Annotated in this window: 16 protein-coding genes; 1 reads left to right on the top strand and 15 read right to left on the bottom strand. The window is 34.6% G+C overall.

Annotated features, from left to right (window positions below):
• Positions 1–15: 15 nt before the first annotated feature.
• The 10 genes from VB798_RS18980 to VB798_RS18935 form a co-directional block, all read right to left on the bottom strand.
• Positions 16–726: a hypothetical protein gene (locus VB798_RS18980; protein ID WP_323261234.1), complete on the bottom strand. Its 711-nt coding sequence runs from the start codon at positions 724–726 to the stop codon at positions 16–18.
• A gap of 76 nt (positions 727–802) precedes the next feature.
• On the bottom strand, positions 803–1,954 hold the full coding sequence (locus VB798_RS18975) for an aldose epimerase family protein (RefSeq protein WP_323261232.1): 1,152 nt from the start codon (positions 1,952–1,954) through the stop codon (positions 803–805).
• A 244-nt stretch (positions 1,955–2,198) separates the two neighbouring features.
• Complete coding sequence (gene fsa, locus VB798_RS18970) at positions 2,199–2,858, bottom strand: fructose-6-phosphate aldolase (RefSeq protein WP_323261230.1); 660 nt, start codon at positions 2,856–2,858, stop codon at positions 2,199–2,201.
• A gap of 207 nt (positions 2,859–3,065) precedes the next feature.
• On the bottom strand, positions 3,066–4,559 hold the full coding sequence (gene araA / locus VB798_RS18965) for an L-arabinose isomerase (protein WP_323261228.1): 1,494 nt from the start codon (positions 4,557–4,559) through the stop codon (positions 3,066–3,068).
• Between the two features lie 46 nt (positions 4,560–4,605).
• The gene (locus VB798_RS18960) at positions 4,606–6,150 is read right to left on the bottom strand and encodes an alpha-N-arabinofuranosidase (RefSeq protein ID WP_323261226.1); all 1,545 of its coding nucleotides are present in this window, start codon (positions 6,148–6,150) and stop codon (positions 4,606–4,608) included.
• A 139-nt stretch (positions 6,151–6,289) separates the two neighbouring features.
• Positions 6,290–6,988, bottom strand: a complete 699-nt coding sequence (locus VB798_RS18955) for an L-ribulose-5-phosphate 4-epimerase (protein ID WP_323261224.1) — start codon at positions 6,986–6,988, stop codon at positions 6,290–6,292.
• Between the two features lie 128 nt (positions 6,989–7,116).
• Entirely contained in the window at positions 7,117–8,763 is a 1,647-nt protein-coding gene (locus VB798_RS18950) for a ribulokinase (RefSeq protein WP_323261223.1), read from the bottom strand.
• 115 nt (positions 8,764–8,878) lie between these two features.
• Positions 8,879–9,580, bottom strand: a complete 702-nt coding sequence (locus tag VB798_RS18945; RefSeq protein ID WP_323261221.1) for an NUDIX hydrolase — start codon at positions 9,578–9,580, stop codon at positions 8,879–8,881.
• Between the two features lie 1,098 nt (positions 9,581–10,678).
• On the bottom strand, positions 10,679–11,056 hold the full coding sequence (locus VB798_RS18940) for a TY-Chap domain-containing protein (RefSeq protein ID WP_323261219.1): 378 nt from the start codon (positions 11,054–11,056) through the stop codon (positions 10,679–10,681).
• A gap of 118 nt (positions 11,057–11,174) precedes the next feature.
• Positions 11,175–11,666 carry a YMGG-like glycine zipper-containing protein gene (locus VB798_RS18935; RefSeq protein ID WP_323261218.1) on the bottom strand — a complete coding sequence of 164 codons (492 nt, stop codon included), beginning with the start codon at positions 11,664–11,666 and terminating at the stop codon, positions 11,175–11,177.
• A gap of 170 nt (positions 11,667–11,836) precedes the next feature.
• Here VB798_RS18935 and VB798_RS18930 point away from each other — a divergent pair, with 170 nt between their 5' ends.
• Positions 11,837–13,006, top strand: a complete 1,170-nt coding sequence (locus VB798_RS18930; protein ID WP_323261216.1) for a DUF1624 domain-containing protein — start codon at positions 11,837–11,839, stop codon at positions 13,004–13,006.
• A 51-nt stretch (positions 13,007–13,057) separates the two neighbouring features.
• Here VB798_RS18930 and VB798_RS18925 read toward each other — a convergent pair whose 3' ends face one another.
• From VB798_RS18925 to VB798_RS18905, 5 genes are all read right to left on the bottom strand, one after another.
• Positions 13,058–13,228 carry an Arc family DNA binding domain-containing protein gene (locus VB798_RS18925; RefSeq protein WP_184137473.1) on the bottom strand — a complete coding sequence of 57 codons (171 nt, stop codon included), beginning with the start codon at positions 13,226–13,228 and terminating at the stop codon, positions 13,058–13,060.
• A gap of 3 nt (positions 13,229–13,231) precedes the next feature.
• Positions 13,232–14,086 carry an SPFH domain-containing protein gene (locus tag VB798_RS18920; protein ID WP_323261213.1) on the bottom strand — a complete coding sequence of 285 codons (855 nt, stop codon included), beginning with the start codon at positions 14,084–14,086 and terminating at the stop codon, positions 13,232–13,234.
• A gap of 189 nt (positions 14,087–14,275) precedes the next feature.
• Complete coding sequence (locus VB798_RS18915; RefSeq protein WP_323261211.1) at positions 14,276–15,094, bottom strand: N-acetylmuramoyl-L-alanine amidase; 819 nt, start codon at positions 15,092–15,094, stop codon at positions 14,276–14,278.
• Between the two features lie 44 nt (positions 15,095–15,138).
• On the bottom strand, positions 15,139–15,843 hold the full coding sequence (locus VB798_RS18910) for a hypothetical protein (protein WP_323261209.1): 705 nt from the start codon (positions 15,841–15,843) through the stop codon (positions 15,139–15,141).
• 692 nt (positions 15,844–16,535) lie between these two features.
• The gene (locus VB798_RS18905; RefSeq protein WP_323261207.1) at positions 16,536–17,333 is read right to left on the bottom strand and encodes a hypothetical protein; all 798 of its coding nucleotides are present in this window, start codon (positions 17,331–17,333) and stop codon (positions 16,536–16,538) included.
• Positions 17,334–17,460 lie beyond the last annotated feature (127 nt).

Here is a 17,460-nt window from a genome sequence, read left to right as displayed (position 1 = left end):
TTTTATGCCTTAATTTTATAAGTAGTTTAATGTGTTTAAAGAAAACCTCATCCCCCAGCCCCTTCTCCTGTAGAGAAGGGGAGCAAACTTTAGGGTCGAAAGCTCCCCTCTCTGAAGGAGAGGGGTTGGGGGTGAGGTTGCTACATGTTTTGTCAATTGAAAACTTTCAATATCAATTTGAACATAGATAATAGTAATTTGTGCATAAACAGTTGCAGCGTGAATAAAGATAGTAGTGATTAGTCCGAAGCCGATAGTTAATTGGTAAAGTGCCGTAGTGATTGGTGTAAAGGTGATAGTTAACTGGTAAAATGCCGTAGTGGTTGGTATAAAGGCGATAGTTAATTGGTAAAGTGCCGTAGTGATTGGTGTAAAGGTGATAGTTAATTGGTAAAGTGCCGTAGTGATTGGTGTAAAGGTGATAGTTAATTGGTAAAGTGCTGTAGTGATTGGTGTAAAGGTGATAGTTAATTGGTAAAGTGCCGTAGTGATTGGTGTAAAGGTGATAGTTAATTGGTAAAGTGCTGTAGTGATTGGTGTAAAGGTGGTAGTTAATTGGTAAAGTGTCGTAGTGATTGGTGTAAAGGTGATAGTTAATTGGTAAAGTGTCGTAGTGATTGGTGTAAAGGTGGTAGTTAATTGGTAAAGTGTCGTAGTGATTGGTGTAAAGGCGATAGTTAATTGGTAAAATGCTGTAGTAAAGTGATATTGGTCAGTAGTCAACAAAAATCCCCAAAGTTGAATAAGATTTCAGCTTTGGGGATTTTTAATTATTGGAGATAAATATCAGTTGACTATTATCTTATTTTACAGAAAACTTATAAACTGTAGTAGTTTGATACGTTTCGTTTGGTTTTAATACCGTACTTGGGAAAGCTGATTGATTTGGAGAATCAGGATAGTGCTGAGTTTCTAAACATAAACCAGAACGGTGTTTATAAATAATTCCGTTTTTGCCTTTGATTGTTCCATCCAAGAAGTTTCCTGTATAGAATTGAATCGCTGGCTCTGTTGTTAATACCTCTAATACTCTACCACTTTTTGGTTCATAAACTGTTGCCGCAGATTTCAACGTTTTAGTTGAATCTGTCAATACCCAACAGTGGTCATAACCGCCTCCAGCTTTGATTTGCGTATCAGTAGTATCGTTAATACCAGCACTGATTTTTTTAGATTTCAAGAAATCGAATACATTTCCTGCTACAGGTTTTAATTCTCCTGTAGGAATCAAAGTTTTATCTACTGGTAAGAATTTATCAGCATTTAATGTTACTTCGTGCTCAAGAATGTCGCTATCTAAATTACCATTCAAATTGAAGTAAGTATGGTTTGTTAAGTTAACAACCGTTGTTTTATCAGTCGTTGCTTTGTAGTCGATTTTCAAAGAATTATCTTTTTGTAAAGTATAAACTACTTCAACAGATAAGTTTCCAGGATAACCTTCTTCGCCGTCTTTAGCAGTATAGGTTAATTTTAAACCTGGCTCTTCACCTTCAATTGGCGTAGCTGTCCAAAGTACTTTATCAAAACCTTTTAAGCCACCATGCAAAGCATTTACGCCATTGTTTTGAGCTAAAGAATATTCTTTGCCTTCAAGCGTGAATTTTCCGTTGGCAATTCTGTTGCCATACCTACCGATTAAAGCACCGAAATATGGAACGCCTTTTAAATAACCTGATACTGAATCACAACCAAGAATTACATCTTCATATACTCCTTTGTTGTTTGGGGCTGTCCATGAAACAACTGTTCCACCAAAGTTTGAAATTTTTACTTCCATACCTGAAGCATTTTTCAAGGTATAAAGTTCTGTTTCTTGTCCGTCAGGTAATTTACCAAAGCTTACTTTTTCAATCATATTATTGTTGTTTTCTTTTTTTGAGGTATTGCAAGATGTCATACTAACACAAGCTAATAAAAACAAAACAGCAGCTGTTTTTACTTGTTTTTTCATTGTTAAATATTGTTTTTGAGTGATTTTGTTTAAAAGTATGGTAAATAATACATAAGACTGTTATGGGTAACCATGTTGTTCGCAAACTTATAAAGTATCATTTAAAAACATCATGCTCATTGTTTCATAATGTATTCAAAAACGTCATCAATTGCTAAATATTAATGACGCTTTTGAAAAATGCTGAATTAGGAGTGAGGACAATATTTTTTACTCCTCATTCAAAACTCAGCACTCCTCACTCTTATAAACCCGCAGATTTTTTATGGTCAGCTAAGAATTTCGCTAAACCGCTGTCTGTCAATGGATGATTCAGTAAGGCTAAAATTGCTGAAAGTGGTGCAGTAATAACATCCGAACCTATTTCAGCACATTTCAAGATATGAATTGGATTACGCACTGATGCCGCTAAAATTTCAGTTTCAAAGCCGTAATTATCAAAAATCAAACGGATTTGTTCGATTAATTTCATACCGTCCATTGAAATATCATCCAAACGACCTACGAATGGAGAAACATAAGTAGCACCAGCTTTGGCAGCTAATAATGCTTGTCCAGCCGAGAAGATTAATGTACAGTTGGTTTTAATACCGATGCTTGAAAAATATTTGATAGCCTTAATACCATCTTTAATCATTGGAATTTTCACAACGATATTCGGGTGAAGTGCTGCTAAAGCAAGTCCTTCAGTAATCATTCCCTCATAGTCTGTTGCAATAACTTCGGCAGAAATATCGCCATCAACAATATCACAAATTGCTTTGTAATGGTTGATTACGTTTTCTTGTCCGCTAATATTTTCTTTAGCCATTAAAGATGGATTGGTAGTTACGCCATCTAAAACGCCTAAATCGTATGCTTCTTTAATTTCTGCAAGGTTTGCAGTATCGATAAAAAATTTCATTTGTCTATTGTTAAAGGTTGAAAGTTAGTTTTGAGCTAAAAGCTGTGAGCAATGAGCTTTGAGTTTTTAGCTTTATAACTTATACTTAAAATGTTCACTTAAAAAGCTAAAAGCTCACGGCTCGTAGCTCATAGCTTGTTACTTCAAATCAAGAAGAAAGATTGATACCTCTCAATGAGAGGTACCAATACAAAAACCCAATTTTATTTATCTTCTATAAAACATTGAATTCCAACGCAATTCATTTTTGAATTGGTATAAATCTGTTTTATCATTAATCAATACGTATTCGATGCCAGCAATTTCAGCGAAATCTGCATAGAATTCTTGTGTAAGTGCTTGTGAATAAACAGTATGGTGTGCACCACCTGCCAAAATCCACATTTGTGCTGCGGTTTTCAAATCAGGTTTAGTTTTCCATAAAACACGAGCAACAGGTAATTTTGGTAATTCAGCAGCAGGTTCAATGGCTTCTACTTCGTTAACAATTAAACGGAAACGTCCGCCCATATCAACCATTGAAGCATTTAAAGCTGGACCAGCAGGAGAGTTGAATACCAAACGAACTGGGTCTGCTTTGCCACCAATACCTAATGGATGGATTTCGCAAGTTGGTTTTCCTGAAGCAATAGTAGGACAGATTTCCAACATGTGTGAACCTAATACTTGGTTATTGTTTGGCGAGAAGTGGTAAGTATAATCTTCCATAAACGAAGTTCCACCTGCCAAACCAGCTGCCATTACTTTAGATGTACGTACCAATACAGAAGTTTTCCAGTCGCCTTCGCCACCGTAACCGTAGCCGTCCGCCATCAAACGTTGAGAAGCAATACCTGGTAATTGAACCATTCCGTGCAAATCTTCAAAAGTGTTTGTATAACCTTTGAAATTTCCTTGTGTTAAGAAAGAACGCAAACCAGCTTCAATTCTAGCAATTTCAACTAAGCTACTTCTTTGGCTACCATTTACTTTCAATGAATCCATCAAAGTATATTGTGCTTCGTATTGCTCAATCATAGCGTTAATATCAGCATCTGAAATAGCATTGATGATGCCGACTAAATCGCCTACTGGATGAGTATTTACTGAATAACCAAATTTGATTTCAGCTTCTACTTTATCGCCTTCTGTAACGGCAACAAAACGCATATTATCGCCAAAACGAGCAAATTTAGCACCTTGTAAATCGTTCCAACCAGAAGCCACTCTACTCCAAACATTGATTCTTTCGTGAACCTCCTCATCTTGCCAGTGACCAACCACTACTTTACGAGCAATACCCATTCTTGCACCAATGAAACCGAATTCACGGTCGCCATGAGCAGATTGGTTCAAGTTCATGAAATCCATGTCAATATCTGCATAAGGAATTTCAGCATTGAACTGAGTATGTAAATGACAAAGTGGTTTACGTAAGATTTTCAAGCCATTAATCCACATTTTTGATGGCGAGAAAGTGTGCATCCAGCAAATCAAACCGATACATTTTGCATCAGAATTTGCTTGGATAGCCATATTGTAGATTTCCTCTGGCGTTTTTAAAACTGGTTTAAATACAACAGTTACTGGAATTTTTGAAGACTTGTTTAAAGCGTCTGCAATAATTTTAGAGTGGTCATCTACTTGTTTAAGTGTTTCCTCTCCGTAAAGATGTTGGCTACCTGTGATGAACCAAACTTCGTTTTGTTTTAAATCAATCATTTTAATAAATATAAAATTGGTGAACGCAAGAATGCTGTTTTGAAATTTATTTTAATTCTAATACTGCTACTGAGAAAGCAGGTAATTTTACTTTCAACTGATTACCAGAAATAGTTGCTCCAGAAAATGCTTTTGGTTGAATTTTATTAGGATTTTCAAAAGAATTGTAGTCTCTTAATTTTTCAGCAGTTAAAATTCTTCCTGCAACTGAAACATATTTAGCACCTTTTAAATCAATCGTGATTTCTTGAGGATTTTTCGGGTCAACATTTGTTAAAGAAATATGTGTTAAACCTTTAGCATCTTTTGAAGCCGAAACTGAAACTGCAGGTAATTTTTCTCCTTCAAATTCAAAAGTATTCGTTTTTACTTTGATTGGAAGTAGCGTAGCATCTTGGTGAACATTGTACATTTCCATGACGTGATAAGTAGGAGTGAGCAACATTTTTTCTTCTTTTGTAAGAATTACTGCTTGTAAAACATTCACTACTTGTGCCAAATTAGCCATTCTAACACGATCAGCGTGGTTATTGAAAATATTCAAAGTAGCTCCAGCAATCATGGCATCTCTCATGGTATTTTGTTGAAATAAGAAACCCGGATTTGTACCGTTTTCTACATTATACCAACCGCCCCATTCGTCAACTACTAAAGCAACTTTCTTTTTCGGGTCGTACTTATCCATTACTTCTGAATGTTTTGTTACCAATTCATCCATCAACAAAGCTTGTTGCATTGTTTTGAAATACTCTTTATCAGTATATTCCGTAGCAGAAGTTTTTTTACCTTCGCCCCAGCTTAACACTGAATAATGGTGAATAGCTACACCTTCAAGCATTTGATGAGGAATATTTTTCATCAATGTTTCTGTCCATTTATAATCTGCATCACTTGCACCAGAAGCAACTCTGAAAAGTCCTTTTTTATCTGCTCCAGCCATGAAAGTAGCATACTGACGATAGATGTTAGCATAATAATCAGCAGTCATATTTCCACCACAACCCCAAGCTTCGTTACCAACACCCCAGATTGCAACATTCCAAGGTTTTTCACGACCATTTTGCTCACGTAATTTTGACATTGGACTTGTTCCAGCACCCAAATTGATATACTGAGTCCAGTCTTTCAATTCTTGTACAGTTCCGCTACCAACATTGCCAGAAATATATGGTTCAGTACCTAATAGCTCGCACATATTTAAGAAATCGTGTGTTCCAAAAGAATTATCTTCAGTAACGCCACCCCACCAAGTATTAACCATCGCTGGGCGTTGAGCTTTTGGTCCGATACCATCTTTCCAGTGATAAGTATCCGCAAAGCAACCACCTGGCCAACGTAGGTTAGGGATTTTTAATTTTTTAAGGGCATCAACAATGTCTAATCTTACACCGTCTTTATTAGGAATTTTAGTGTTGTTTTCACCCACGTAAAAACCACCATAAATACAAGTGCCTAAGTGTTCGGCAAAATGTCCGTAAATGTGTTTGTTAATGGTTACTTTTCCTGAATCAGCTTGCAATGTTGCTGTATTTTGAGCATTTCCTACGAAAGAAAGCCCTACAAATGCCATTGCCAATAGTTGTTTTTTCATTGAGTTTTGAGGATTTAATTGGAATAATATATAATTGTGAATGAGTGAGTTATGAGTTAGTGAATGGTGAGTTGTAAATGTAAGCATATTCTAAGAGTTAAATTGAACTCCACATTCCGCACTCAAAACTCATCACTCACTAACATCCTTGACCGTAATATGCACTTTTGCCATGTTTACGCTCATAATGTTTTTCGATAAGCGTATCTTTCAAGCGGTTTACTCTTGGGTTTAACGTGCAAGTCAAATAAGCCATTTGTGCCACAGCTTCTAAAACACCAGCATTATAGACGGCTTTTTCAGCATTTTTTCCCCAAGTAAACGGAGCGTGATTTCCCAAAAGTACCATTTCTACTTCTTTGTAAGAGAAACCTTTTTTCTCGAAATGATTCATGATTTGGAAGCCCGTTTCATATTCGTAATCTCCTTTAATCATTTCATCACTCATCGGCGGAGCGCAAGGAACATCAACTGTCAAGTGATCAGCATGAGTAGTTCCTAAAATTGGAATATCCATTTGTGCCTGAGCAAATGAAGTAGCATAAGTAGAATGAGTATGAACGATTGAACCGATTTCTGTCCAATGTTTATACAATACAGCATGCGTTTTGGTATCAGAAGAAGGGCGGAAAGTCCCTTCAACCACTTTAGCATCAAAATCGCAAATTACGATTTGGTCAGCCTGCAAAGACTCATAAGGAACGCCACTTGGTTTAATAGCAAAAACACCTTTTTCTCTATCAACCACACTTACATTTCCAAAAGTAAAAACAACTAAACCTAATTTAGGAAGTTGCATATTAGCCTCAAAACAGGCTTGTTTAATATCTTGATACATATTGTTAAATATGAAATAGTAATTATGAATTGTTATTGAGAGAGACAAGAAGCAAGAGAACAGAAACAAGATTGATGGCAAACTCCAAATTCCTAAAGTCTTGTTTCTTGCTTCTTGTCTCTTTAATCTTACAAAGTCTGTGATTCAACAAATGCACCTAAAGCCTCATATTTTTCGTAAAGCTTTGCATACAGCTCAACGTTTTCTGAAATAGGGAAGTACGTTTTATCAAAACCGTTACCCATCGCCGAAACAGCAATATTTACATCTGGATAAATTCCAGCGGCAACTGCCGCATACATAGCAGCACCCAACGCAGGAGCTTGTTCAGAAGTAGCGATTTTAACAGGCATATCTAATACATCAGAAAGTGTTTGCATCACAAAATCTGATTTCTTAGCTACTCCACCCATACCTACAATTTGCTTAATGTCAACACCTTCATTTTTGAAACGGTCAACAATCGCTTTTGAACCAAAACAGATTGCTTCAACCATCGCACGGAAAATAGCAGGAGCATCTGAACCCATTCCTAAACCCATAATAGCACCTTTCAAGGCTTGGTTTGCATCTGGTGTTCTTCTACCATTTACCCAGTCTAACGCAACAACGTTCTTTTCAGAAATTGGTATCGCCGCCGCCGCTTTTGAAAGACTTACAATGATAGAATCTTCAATTTGTTGTTTAATTTCTGGAGCAATATCAGCGTTTTGTACCGACCACATTGTTAGATTTTTGAACCAAGCCAATAAATCTCCAAAAGCAGATTGACCAGCTTCTAAACCTAACATACCCGGAATAATTGAGCCATCAACCTGTCCACAAATACCACGAACGAGCTTATCGCCAATTTCATCAAAAGGAGCAACCATCATGTCGCAAGTAGAAGTACCCATTACTTTTACCAAAGTAGCAGATTCAATTTCAACACCTACTGCACCAGCGTGTGCATCAAAAGTTCCTACAGAAATGATAGTATCAGTAGTTAATCCTAATTTATCAGCCCAAGCTTGACATAAATTGCCCATTGAAACATCGGCTGTATAAGTATCTTCAAATAGTCGTGAACGCAATGCTGCCAAACGACTATCAAATTTTCCTAAATATTCTTCTGAAGGTAAACCTCCCCACGACTCATGCCACATCGCTTTATGACCAGCCGCACATCTACTTCTTTTTACTGCATCAACATCGTTGCTTCCAATTAAAACCGAAGGAATCCAGTCGCAATGTTCCATCCACGAATAAGCCCCGTTAGCAATACTTTCATCTTCACGAGTGATGTGTAAAATTTTTGCCCAAAACCATTCTGATGAGTAAATTCCTCCTTCAAATTGCGTATAATCAACGCCACCCCAAGTACGTGAAACCTTATTGATTTCTGCCGCTTCATTTACAGAAGTATGGTCTTTCCAAAGTACAAACATTGCATTTGGATTTTCCTCAAAACCTGCTGTTAATGCTAATGGTTTACCTGTTTTATCAACAGCCACTGGTGTTGAACCTGTGGTGTCAACTGAAATTCCTTTCACAGAAGCAGGATTTACTTCGGGAGCTTTCGCTAAACAATCTTTAATTGTACCTTCCAAACCTTCAAGATAATCTAAAGGATGTTGACGGAATTGATTTTTGGCAGGAACACAATATTTTCCAGCTTTCCATCTTGGATAATAAAAAACAGATTGGCTGATTTCTTTGCCGTTTGAAGTATCAATGAGTACTGAGCGAACAGAATCTGTTCCATAATCAACACCGATGACGTATTGGTTTTTCATTGGTTAAATAATTTTTCGTGTCATCATGACACAATTAATTGTAATAAGATTGATTTTAGTTTTTTTGATAAAAAATAGAAAATAACCGAAATGTGAGATTAATTTTCATGGTATTTTACCATTTAAAGTCAGAAATAAAGTTGTGGAAATCGTTGAAATTATTTTTGTATTTTTCAGCGTCAAGTTGATAGAGCATTGCCTTTTTTGTTGCAGAATTTTCATTTTTCTCACCAGTATCAATTAATAATCCTGTTGAAATAATTTTTCTGCTAAAATTTCTACGATCCAAGTGCATATCATAAATTGCTTCATACAATTTTTGCAGTTGTGGAATCGTGAATTTCTCTGGCAATAATTCAAAACCAAGTGGGTGTAGGGCAGCTTTATAGCGTAACTGAGAAAGCGCCATATTGACCATTTTATTGTGGTCAAAAATTAAATCAGGTTTATCTTTAAAATTAAACCAATATCCATTCATCGAACGTGATAACTCAGAATCATGGGCATGAATATTAATCAAAGCAAAAAAACAAACTGAAACAGTACGCTCTACAGGGTCACGAGTGATTTCCCCGAAGGCTTGAAGCTGCTCCATATACACATTTTCAAGACCTGTTAATTCATTCAATACTCTTTTGGCTCCTTCCTCTAGATCCTCAGTTTCATTTAAAAATCCTCCCATCAATGACCATTTACCTTTTTCAGGCTCAAAGTTTCGTTTAATTAAGAGTAATTTCAATTCTTCACCATCAAAACCAAAAATAATGCAGTCGATGGCTAACAGAATCCGAGTATCATGTGTGTATTTTTGAAGCATAATTAAGAGTAATAAATTGTGTAAATGTAACACAATTTATTTAATACAACAAATTCTTTTAAAAAGAAAATTATCATACAAATGTAATAAATTGATTTTTAAAAAATTAGACTTGAATTTTAATTTGGGCTTTAATAAAAAAGACTCACATTCGAATAAAAATTATTCGAATGTGAGTCTTTAACTTAAAAGATTAATGATGAAAATTAAACTTTTAAAGTTTTAGAATTTTGATCTACACTATTATCCTTTGTTTGAACGATAAAGAAGTTTGCGTTACAACTTGGACATTTGTAGTATTTCAGGTCAGAAAAGTAAGATAGAAATAATTTTATGTGAAAAGGTCTTTTTACCCTGTCACAGTGGAGGTTTCCACAGCTAGGGCATTTGTTGACATTTGTCTTTCTTAAAGAATAGAATAAAAGAAAGAATGCCTGCAAAGCTATTATTGCCAAAACCGACAATAACAGTGGATTGTTAAGTAAACTTGTCATAATTTTTTGTGTGTGTTAATGGGCGGTAGTCAAATCGAAATACTTGCTTACCTGTTTTAAAAATTAAATTTAAGTGGCAGTTATGTTAAAGACAAAAGTTGTCATGTGTTACTCATATATTTCATCAACAATGAAATATTAAATAAATTATGTTGTCGGAAATGAGTAAAAATCAACAGTTTATACTCAAACTTATATGATTAACAATAACTTCTTGTCCTTTGATTTTTTGCTAAGTTCTATATTTTTTTTTTAAATGCAATATTGAATCGTTGAATTTTTGACTTAAAAGCCCTAAAAAGTACAAGAATTTATTAGCTGGTACTTTTTTGCAATAAACCGCTTTGTAAAGTGTTAATATATCTTGGATTTGTTTTATTTAAGAATGAAGGGTAGATTGAATATTCAAAGAAATGTTTTTGAGGGCTTGAATTTTAGTGCAAAACTAAGCTAATATTTTGACTCGGAGGTTAAGGAATTAATAAGATAATATAAGATAAAATACTTAGGATATTGCTTATGTTGGGCTGAGGCGATAGAAGAAATGCTTAGTTGGGTGATTTAATCCAAAATAATGGTAATTTGATTTTTCTAAGAAATCAAATTACTCCAAATGGAATTGAAAGGACTCTTTACTGAGTGTTTTTGAAGAATAAACAGCAGAAACAGTAGTCGCAATAAAGTTTGCAAGGGCTTCTATAGCTATATTGTTATTAGCGGGACGTTCTGTGAAAAAATTAACATTACTTTCGGTAGGAGTGTTCCAACCAATTTGTTTCAACTTCGCCAATTGTTCATCAGTTAGCTTACTTTCTTTCGATAAATACTGATTAGAAACTGCTTCACAAAATACATCTTCAGCTCCTTTAGAGCTTGCTGCTTGTATATAATAGTCTTTTGTAATATCAATGACAAAATAATTACTATCACCACCTTCTTTGAGAATTTTATTGATAGCTGTTTTAATGAGTGCTGTGTTCATATTTTTAACTTTTTGCCAAAGTTAAGTCGAATACAAGAATATTGGTATAACCTAAAGCCCCAAAACTTTTTCAAGCAATGAAAAAATTTTGGGGCTTTATGCTGAATTTGAAAGTATGCTAGTTGCTCTTTTTATTTTGAGCATCAATAATTGCACCTGTTCCTGCACCAACGCCAGCACCGATAACACCACCAATTAATGCACCTTTCAATGGTTTGTTGTTTCTTGAAATAATTGCACCCGATACTGCACCAACACCGCCACCAATCAAAGCACCTTTTACGGCTCCGCTCATTTTTTTCTTTTTGGCTACCGTAGGAGCAGAGGCTACTGTATTATTGCTAGTACTTGTACTTCCGCCTGCTGACACTTTGCTTGGAGTGCTTCTATTATTCGCAGTTACATTAAGTGCATTCAAGGAATCAATACTTGCTTGTTTTTGCGCTTCTAGTTTCATTGAGTCAATCACCATTTGTTTAGCTTCTAAAGCTGCTTGGTTTTTCATTGAATCAATCGCCATTTGTTTGGCTTGCTCTACTTCTGTTTTAGAATTTTGGTTACAAGAAACCATGATGAAGAAAGCAGATAAGATAATTAGGGTATTTTTCATATTATATTTTTGTTTAAGAATAATCTGTAATGATTCCTCAAAAAATTATTCCATGCTTTACTTGATAGCGTATTTTAATTTTTCTGGGAAAATGTGAGGAAATTATTCCACATTCAATAATATTTTTTTAATTAAAAATTTGATAAATTGAAGCCTAAACAAAATTTGCTATGGACAAAAGAATACATTCAATAGACTTTGTAAGAGGTTTGGTAATGATTATTATGGCGATAGACCATGTAAGAGATTTAATGCACATCTCTTCATTATCCGATGACCCTACCAATTTAGTTACTACCACTCCTTTTTTGTTTTTTACTCGTTTCATCACACATTTTTGTGCGCCAACTTTTGTTTTTTTATCAGGTACTTCTGCGTACTTGTCTTTTAAAAAACAATTAGATGTTAAGGCGAATCAAAAGTTCTTATTAAGTCGAGGATTATGGTTGATTCTTTTGGAATATACCATTGTTAATTTTGGTATTTGGTTCAATATTCATTTTAGTATCATTATGTCGCAAGTGATTGGTGCAATTGGCTTTAGTTTTATCATACTCGCCGCTTTATTAAGACTATCGCCCAAAAACATTGGTATTATCGGCTTAATTATTGTCTTAGGGCATGATTTAGTGATACAACTGCCTTTTGCTATCGAGAACCCTGTTTTGAAATTCATTACCTCATACCTTTTTGCCTCTAATCTTTTTCAGGTTACTCCCAATTTTGCTTTCTTAATATCTTATCCAATTATTCCTTGGTTAGGAATTATGTTGTTAGGTTATGCAAGTGGATTAATCTTTGAACTTTCAGCTGAAAAAAGAAGAAAATTATTATTTCAGATAGGGATTTCAATGCTAGTACTCTTTACTGCATTGAGATGGATAGATATTTATGGAGATGGAGCAAAATGGTCGGTTCAGAAAGATGCTGTATTTACGTTTTTGTCATTCATTAATCTTAGTAAGTATCCACCTTCATTATTTTATACTTTGGTGACTTTAGGTGTGATGATGTTAGTTTTAGCAAGTGTAGATAGCTTGAAAAACAAGTTTGTCCAAATCATTACTGTCTATGGGAAAGTACCTTTGTTTTATTACTTAATTCATTGGTATTTAGTACACATTACAATGATTATTGTAATGTTTTTGCAGGGCTTTACTTGGGAAGAAATGGACTTTGGTCCATTTGCTTTTGGCAGACCTAAAGGAATTTCAGGCGTAGAATTACCCATGATTTACCTTATCTGGTTATTGATAGTCATCGTATTATTTCCACTTTGTAAATGGTACGGAGATTATAAAATGGCACACAAAGAAAATAAATGGCTTCGCTATTTATAACAATAGCTTCCTTGTGATGAGATAATCTCATCACAAGGAAGCTAAACAATCTTATTTTGTCGGATTATCTTTGCTTTTAAGCCTTTTGGCATCTTTTAGGCTTTTGTTCAGCATCCATTCAATTTGCCCATTTACACTTCTGAATTCATCTGCTGCCCATTTTTCAATGGCTTTCATCATGTCAGCATCTATGCGTAAGGCAAAAGATTTCTTTTCAGCCATAACTTATTGATTTAAAGTGCCAGTATTAATCACAGGCTTTGTTTCACTATCACCACTTAGTACAACCATTAAGTTGCTTACCATTGTAGCTTTTTTATCATCATCAAAAGTGATGATATTCTTTGAACTTAGTAAAGCTAAAGCACTTTCTACCATTCCTACAGCTCCTTCCACAATTTTGTGGCGTGCTGCTACTACGGCAGAGGCTTGTTGTCTTCTAAGCATTGAGTGTGCAATTTCTGGTGCATAAGCCAAATAAGCAATTCTAGACTCGATTACTTTGATACCAGCAATTTCTAATCTTTCGCTTACTTCATTTTCTAGGGCAGCATTAATGTCATCAAAATTGGTACTCAATGTAATTGTTGCTTTCTCATCTTCAAAATGATCATAAGGAAAAGAACCTGCAAGTTTTCTTACTGCCGAATCTGTCTGAATCTTGATAAAACCAGTATAATTGTCAACTTCAAAAATAGCCTTAAATGTATCTTCTACACGCCATACTAAGATTACACTGATTAGTATCGGGTTTCCCATCTTATCATTCACCTTTACTTTGTCGCTTTCAAAATTGCGTGCTTTCATTGATAGACTTGTACGGCTAAAGAAAGGATTTATCCAGAACAAACCGTTTTGTTTGATAGTCCCTTTATATTCACCAAAGAGCAAAAGTACTTTTGCGCTATTAGGACTAATAATGATAAAGCCTTTTAAAATTAAACAAATCAGTACTGCAGCAAGAATAGCATCGAAAGGATGGTTTTCAATAATGCCAAAAAATAAGAAGGCAATACTTAATAGTAAAGCAATAATAGCAAGATATCCATTGATTGGATTAATGTGTTTTTCAGTTTTCATAGAAGTGATTTTTTGATATTAAAATGATATTACAATAATACCATAAAGTTGAACAATAACCTCCACGTTATAAGCCTAATATCCTAAAAAAATGATGAATGGTTTTAGTGAATGATTGGTGTGTGTAGTAAAATAGAATAGCCTCAAAAACCAAGATTTTTGAGGCTATTCTATTATGTAATAATTCAATTACTTCACTAGATACTTAGAGCTAATCCAACCTTCTATATCGTTTAGCCCATGCACGGTGTCTAATACTTCTACAAAGCTCCAATTACCTTCACGCTTTAACACAGTTACTTTGGTATTGGCTGGTAACATTTTGGTTACGGTCTCAAATTGTGTACCTGCACCTTTTCTGATATTTACTTCGGTACTGGTTTTGTAGAGGTCAAGCGTTTCATCTTTTCTACCCATTGCTTTTGACTTAAAGCTACCCATCGGAAAAGCAGGGCCTGGGTCACTTTTGCGGAAAGGGGCAATGTCTTCATGTCCTATTACATCTTTCAAAGCATAAGTCTTCACTAACAAAGTAGCCACATCTATTGCTACGGCTAATTGTTTTTCTGAATATTCATGCCAAGCCGCTTCTGTATTTTCGTTTTTATGTTTAGCAATAATCACATCATCTTCTGGTACAGTAGTTTTATCTACAGGACATACCCATTTGCCTCCTTGTCTTGCCAATCTTCCGCCATTTACTAACTCAATCCCAATCGAATAGCTATTTAATCCGTTCAAACCATTCCACTGACTAACACCTGCATGCCACGTAACAATATTAAATGGGGCAAACTGTGTGATGGTGCCATCTCTGTCAATCACCAAATGTGCCGAAGCTTTTGCTTCTGGCTTCAAAAACCATGCAATAGACCCCGCCGCTTTTGTAGCAGCCGTATAGTGCATTACTAAGTAAGTGGGCGTGTATTTGCTACCCTTGTTGGGTGTAGCACGGTAGCTCACTTGTTTGCCATCATCGGCAAAAAGTAAATGATTTAAAATTTTCATTAGCATTTTTAGTTTTGAGTAATAATGGTAAGCTTATTGCTATTTTAAGGTTTAGCCATATCTGGGTTTACTTTCTTCCCTTTTTTAGGAGCTTCTAGTAAATTAAAATTAAATAAGGAGGTACATTTTTCTACATCTGCCGGAAACATCAGTGCTATGCTATGAATTGTTTTTAATAGCTCTAATTCAAGTACTTTCCTATTGCTTGAACGTTCTACACGACTTTCACCTACTGTTCCCTTTTGTAATAATTGTGCATTACGGGTATCATGAAACTGACTATTAAATGCTTTTAATTCATTCCTGATTTCGTCACCAATTTGATTAGCATACAAATCTGCGGCATTACTTATTTGGATTAATAAGGCTGGTAATTTTGTTTGGGTTGCCGTAGAATATTCACTAATACCTTGCGGATAAAATGCTTGATAGGCAGCAGTATTTGTACAACCTACCGCTCTGGCAATTACACCATGATTTAAACTCATATAGGTCTTGAAGTTTTTAATGACTTCGTTCAAACCTAATGTTTTACCCTTCTGCAAAGCTAGGGCTGTTTTAATGACACCAACTTCATCACCAAGTGCATTTGCGGCAGGACTCAAAGCATTAATAAAGTCATTAAATTGATTGTTGACATTAGCTGCTTGCAGTTTAGCAATAACATCAATTGTAAATTCATAGAGACGAGGAGAAGTAATCTTTCTGTCTCCAAAAAAGTTTTCGAAAATTTTTAAAGGTTGTAGCATTGGCAAATAAAATTTAAAGTGTTATTGATTTATTTAATTATTGTTTATTACTATAGAATTGTCTTTAATCTTTTTTGTAGTCTATTTTTTAAGGCGACTATATATAATTTTTTATTTTAGGTCTATGTCTGAAATCGTCCATACATGAAATTCAATTTTTAGGTCTATGTCTGAAATCGTCCATACATGAAATTCAATTTTTAGGTCTATGTCTGAAATCGTCCATACATAAAATTCAATTTTTAGGTCTATGTCTGAAATCGTACATATATGAAATTCAATTTTTAGGTATGTGTCTGAAATCGTACATATATGAAATTCAAATTTTAGGTCTATGTTTGAAATCGTACATATATGAAATTCAAATTTTAGGTCTATGTTTGAAATCGTACATATATGAAATTCAAATTTTAGGTCTATGTCTGAAATCGTACATACATGAAATTTAATTTTTAGGTCTATGTCTGAAATCGTACATATATGAAATTCAATTTTTAGGTCTATGTCTGAAATCGTACATACATGAAATTCAAATTTTAGGTATGTGTCTGAAATCGTGCATATATAAAATTCAAATTTTAGGTCTATGTCTGAATTTGTACATATATAAAATTCGAATTTTAGACATATCACATTACTTGTAAATACAGATGATGAATTTTTAAATTAATAACTCATTTGTTTCTAAGTACTTAGTCGTGAATTACCCCTTGGAAGCTAACTTCTAATTCAATATTATTATTAGCATCTCCTATAATCTGAGATGGAAGTACCAACTTCCCATTGGCGATTTGCCAATCAAAAACAATTTTATCAAGGTCATTGCTAAAAAATCGCCATTCGTAAACACCATTATTATTCCTAATCTCTAGCCAATAGGTTTGTTGAGCAATATAATCAGTAGAATTGGCAGCAATTAGCTTCCCAATTTTTTGAACTAAGGGATACAATTCCTCCGCAACCCTTACCCACGGAGCGTTACCGATAGAAGTATAGGACATCGTATTAGTAATAGCTTTAATCATCTTGTTTTCATCAGAGAAGAAGCCTAATACATCTTGTAAAGCCTTATCACTATCCTCAGAAGCATCCTCCCAAGTTTTGATTAGATGTTTTAGCAAATCATTAGAATACAAAGCCCTTACTTTCTTAGTACTTTTTGCATTATCAGACTCCCAAAAATGAAAGTCAATCTGAAATTGCATTGGAGCATCGTCAGTAGCCATTTTGGGTAAAGAAAAAGAAATAGTAGGGTCAAAAAGGTTTTGTCGGGAATCACCTTTTCTGAATCTAACACCATTCTCATATCCTCCAGTAGTACTAAAACCACTACGAGTCATATAAACAGGAGGTTCATTAGAAGGCACTAAACTCTGAGTAGCATGTATCTGCCAAGTTTGAAATACTTCAATATCTCTATCGAAAGGATTAAAACTATTATCGCTAATTTTTAAGGCTTTGATACCTCTTAACTGAAATTGAAAGTACATTTTAGGAGAAAGTTAAATGGTTTATCAGATAGCGTATTGCTTAATATCAGGAAAATCAAGTAAAGAAAAATGTAGTACTATTATGCTTGATTATCAGTATATTAAAGCTGAGTAAATCTAAATATTT

Source organism: Arcicella lustrica (assembly GCF_034930985.1).
Taxonomy (GTDB): Bacteria; Bacteroidota; Bacteroidia; order Cytophagales; family Spirosomataceae; genus Arcicella; species Arcicella lustrica.
The sequence above is the reverse complement of the archived record's forward strand: the minus strand, read 5'-3'. Positions and strand labels throughout refer to the sequence as shown.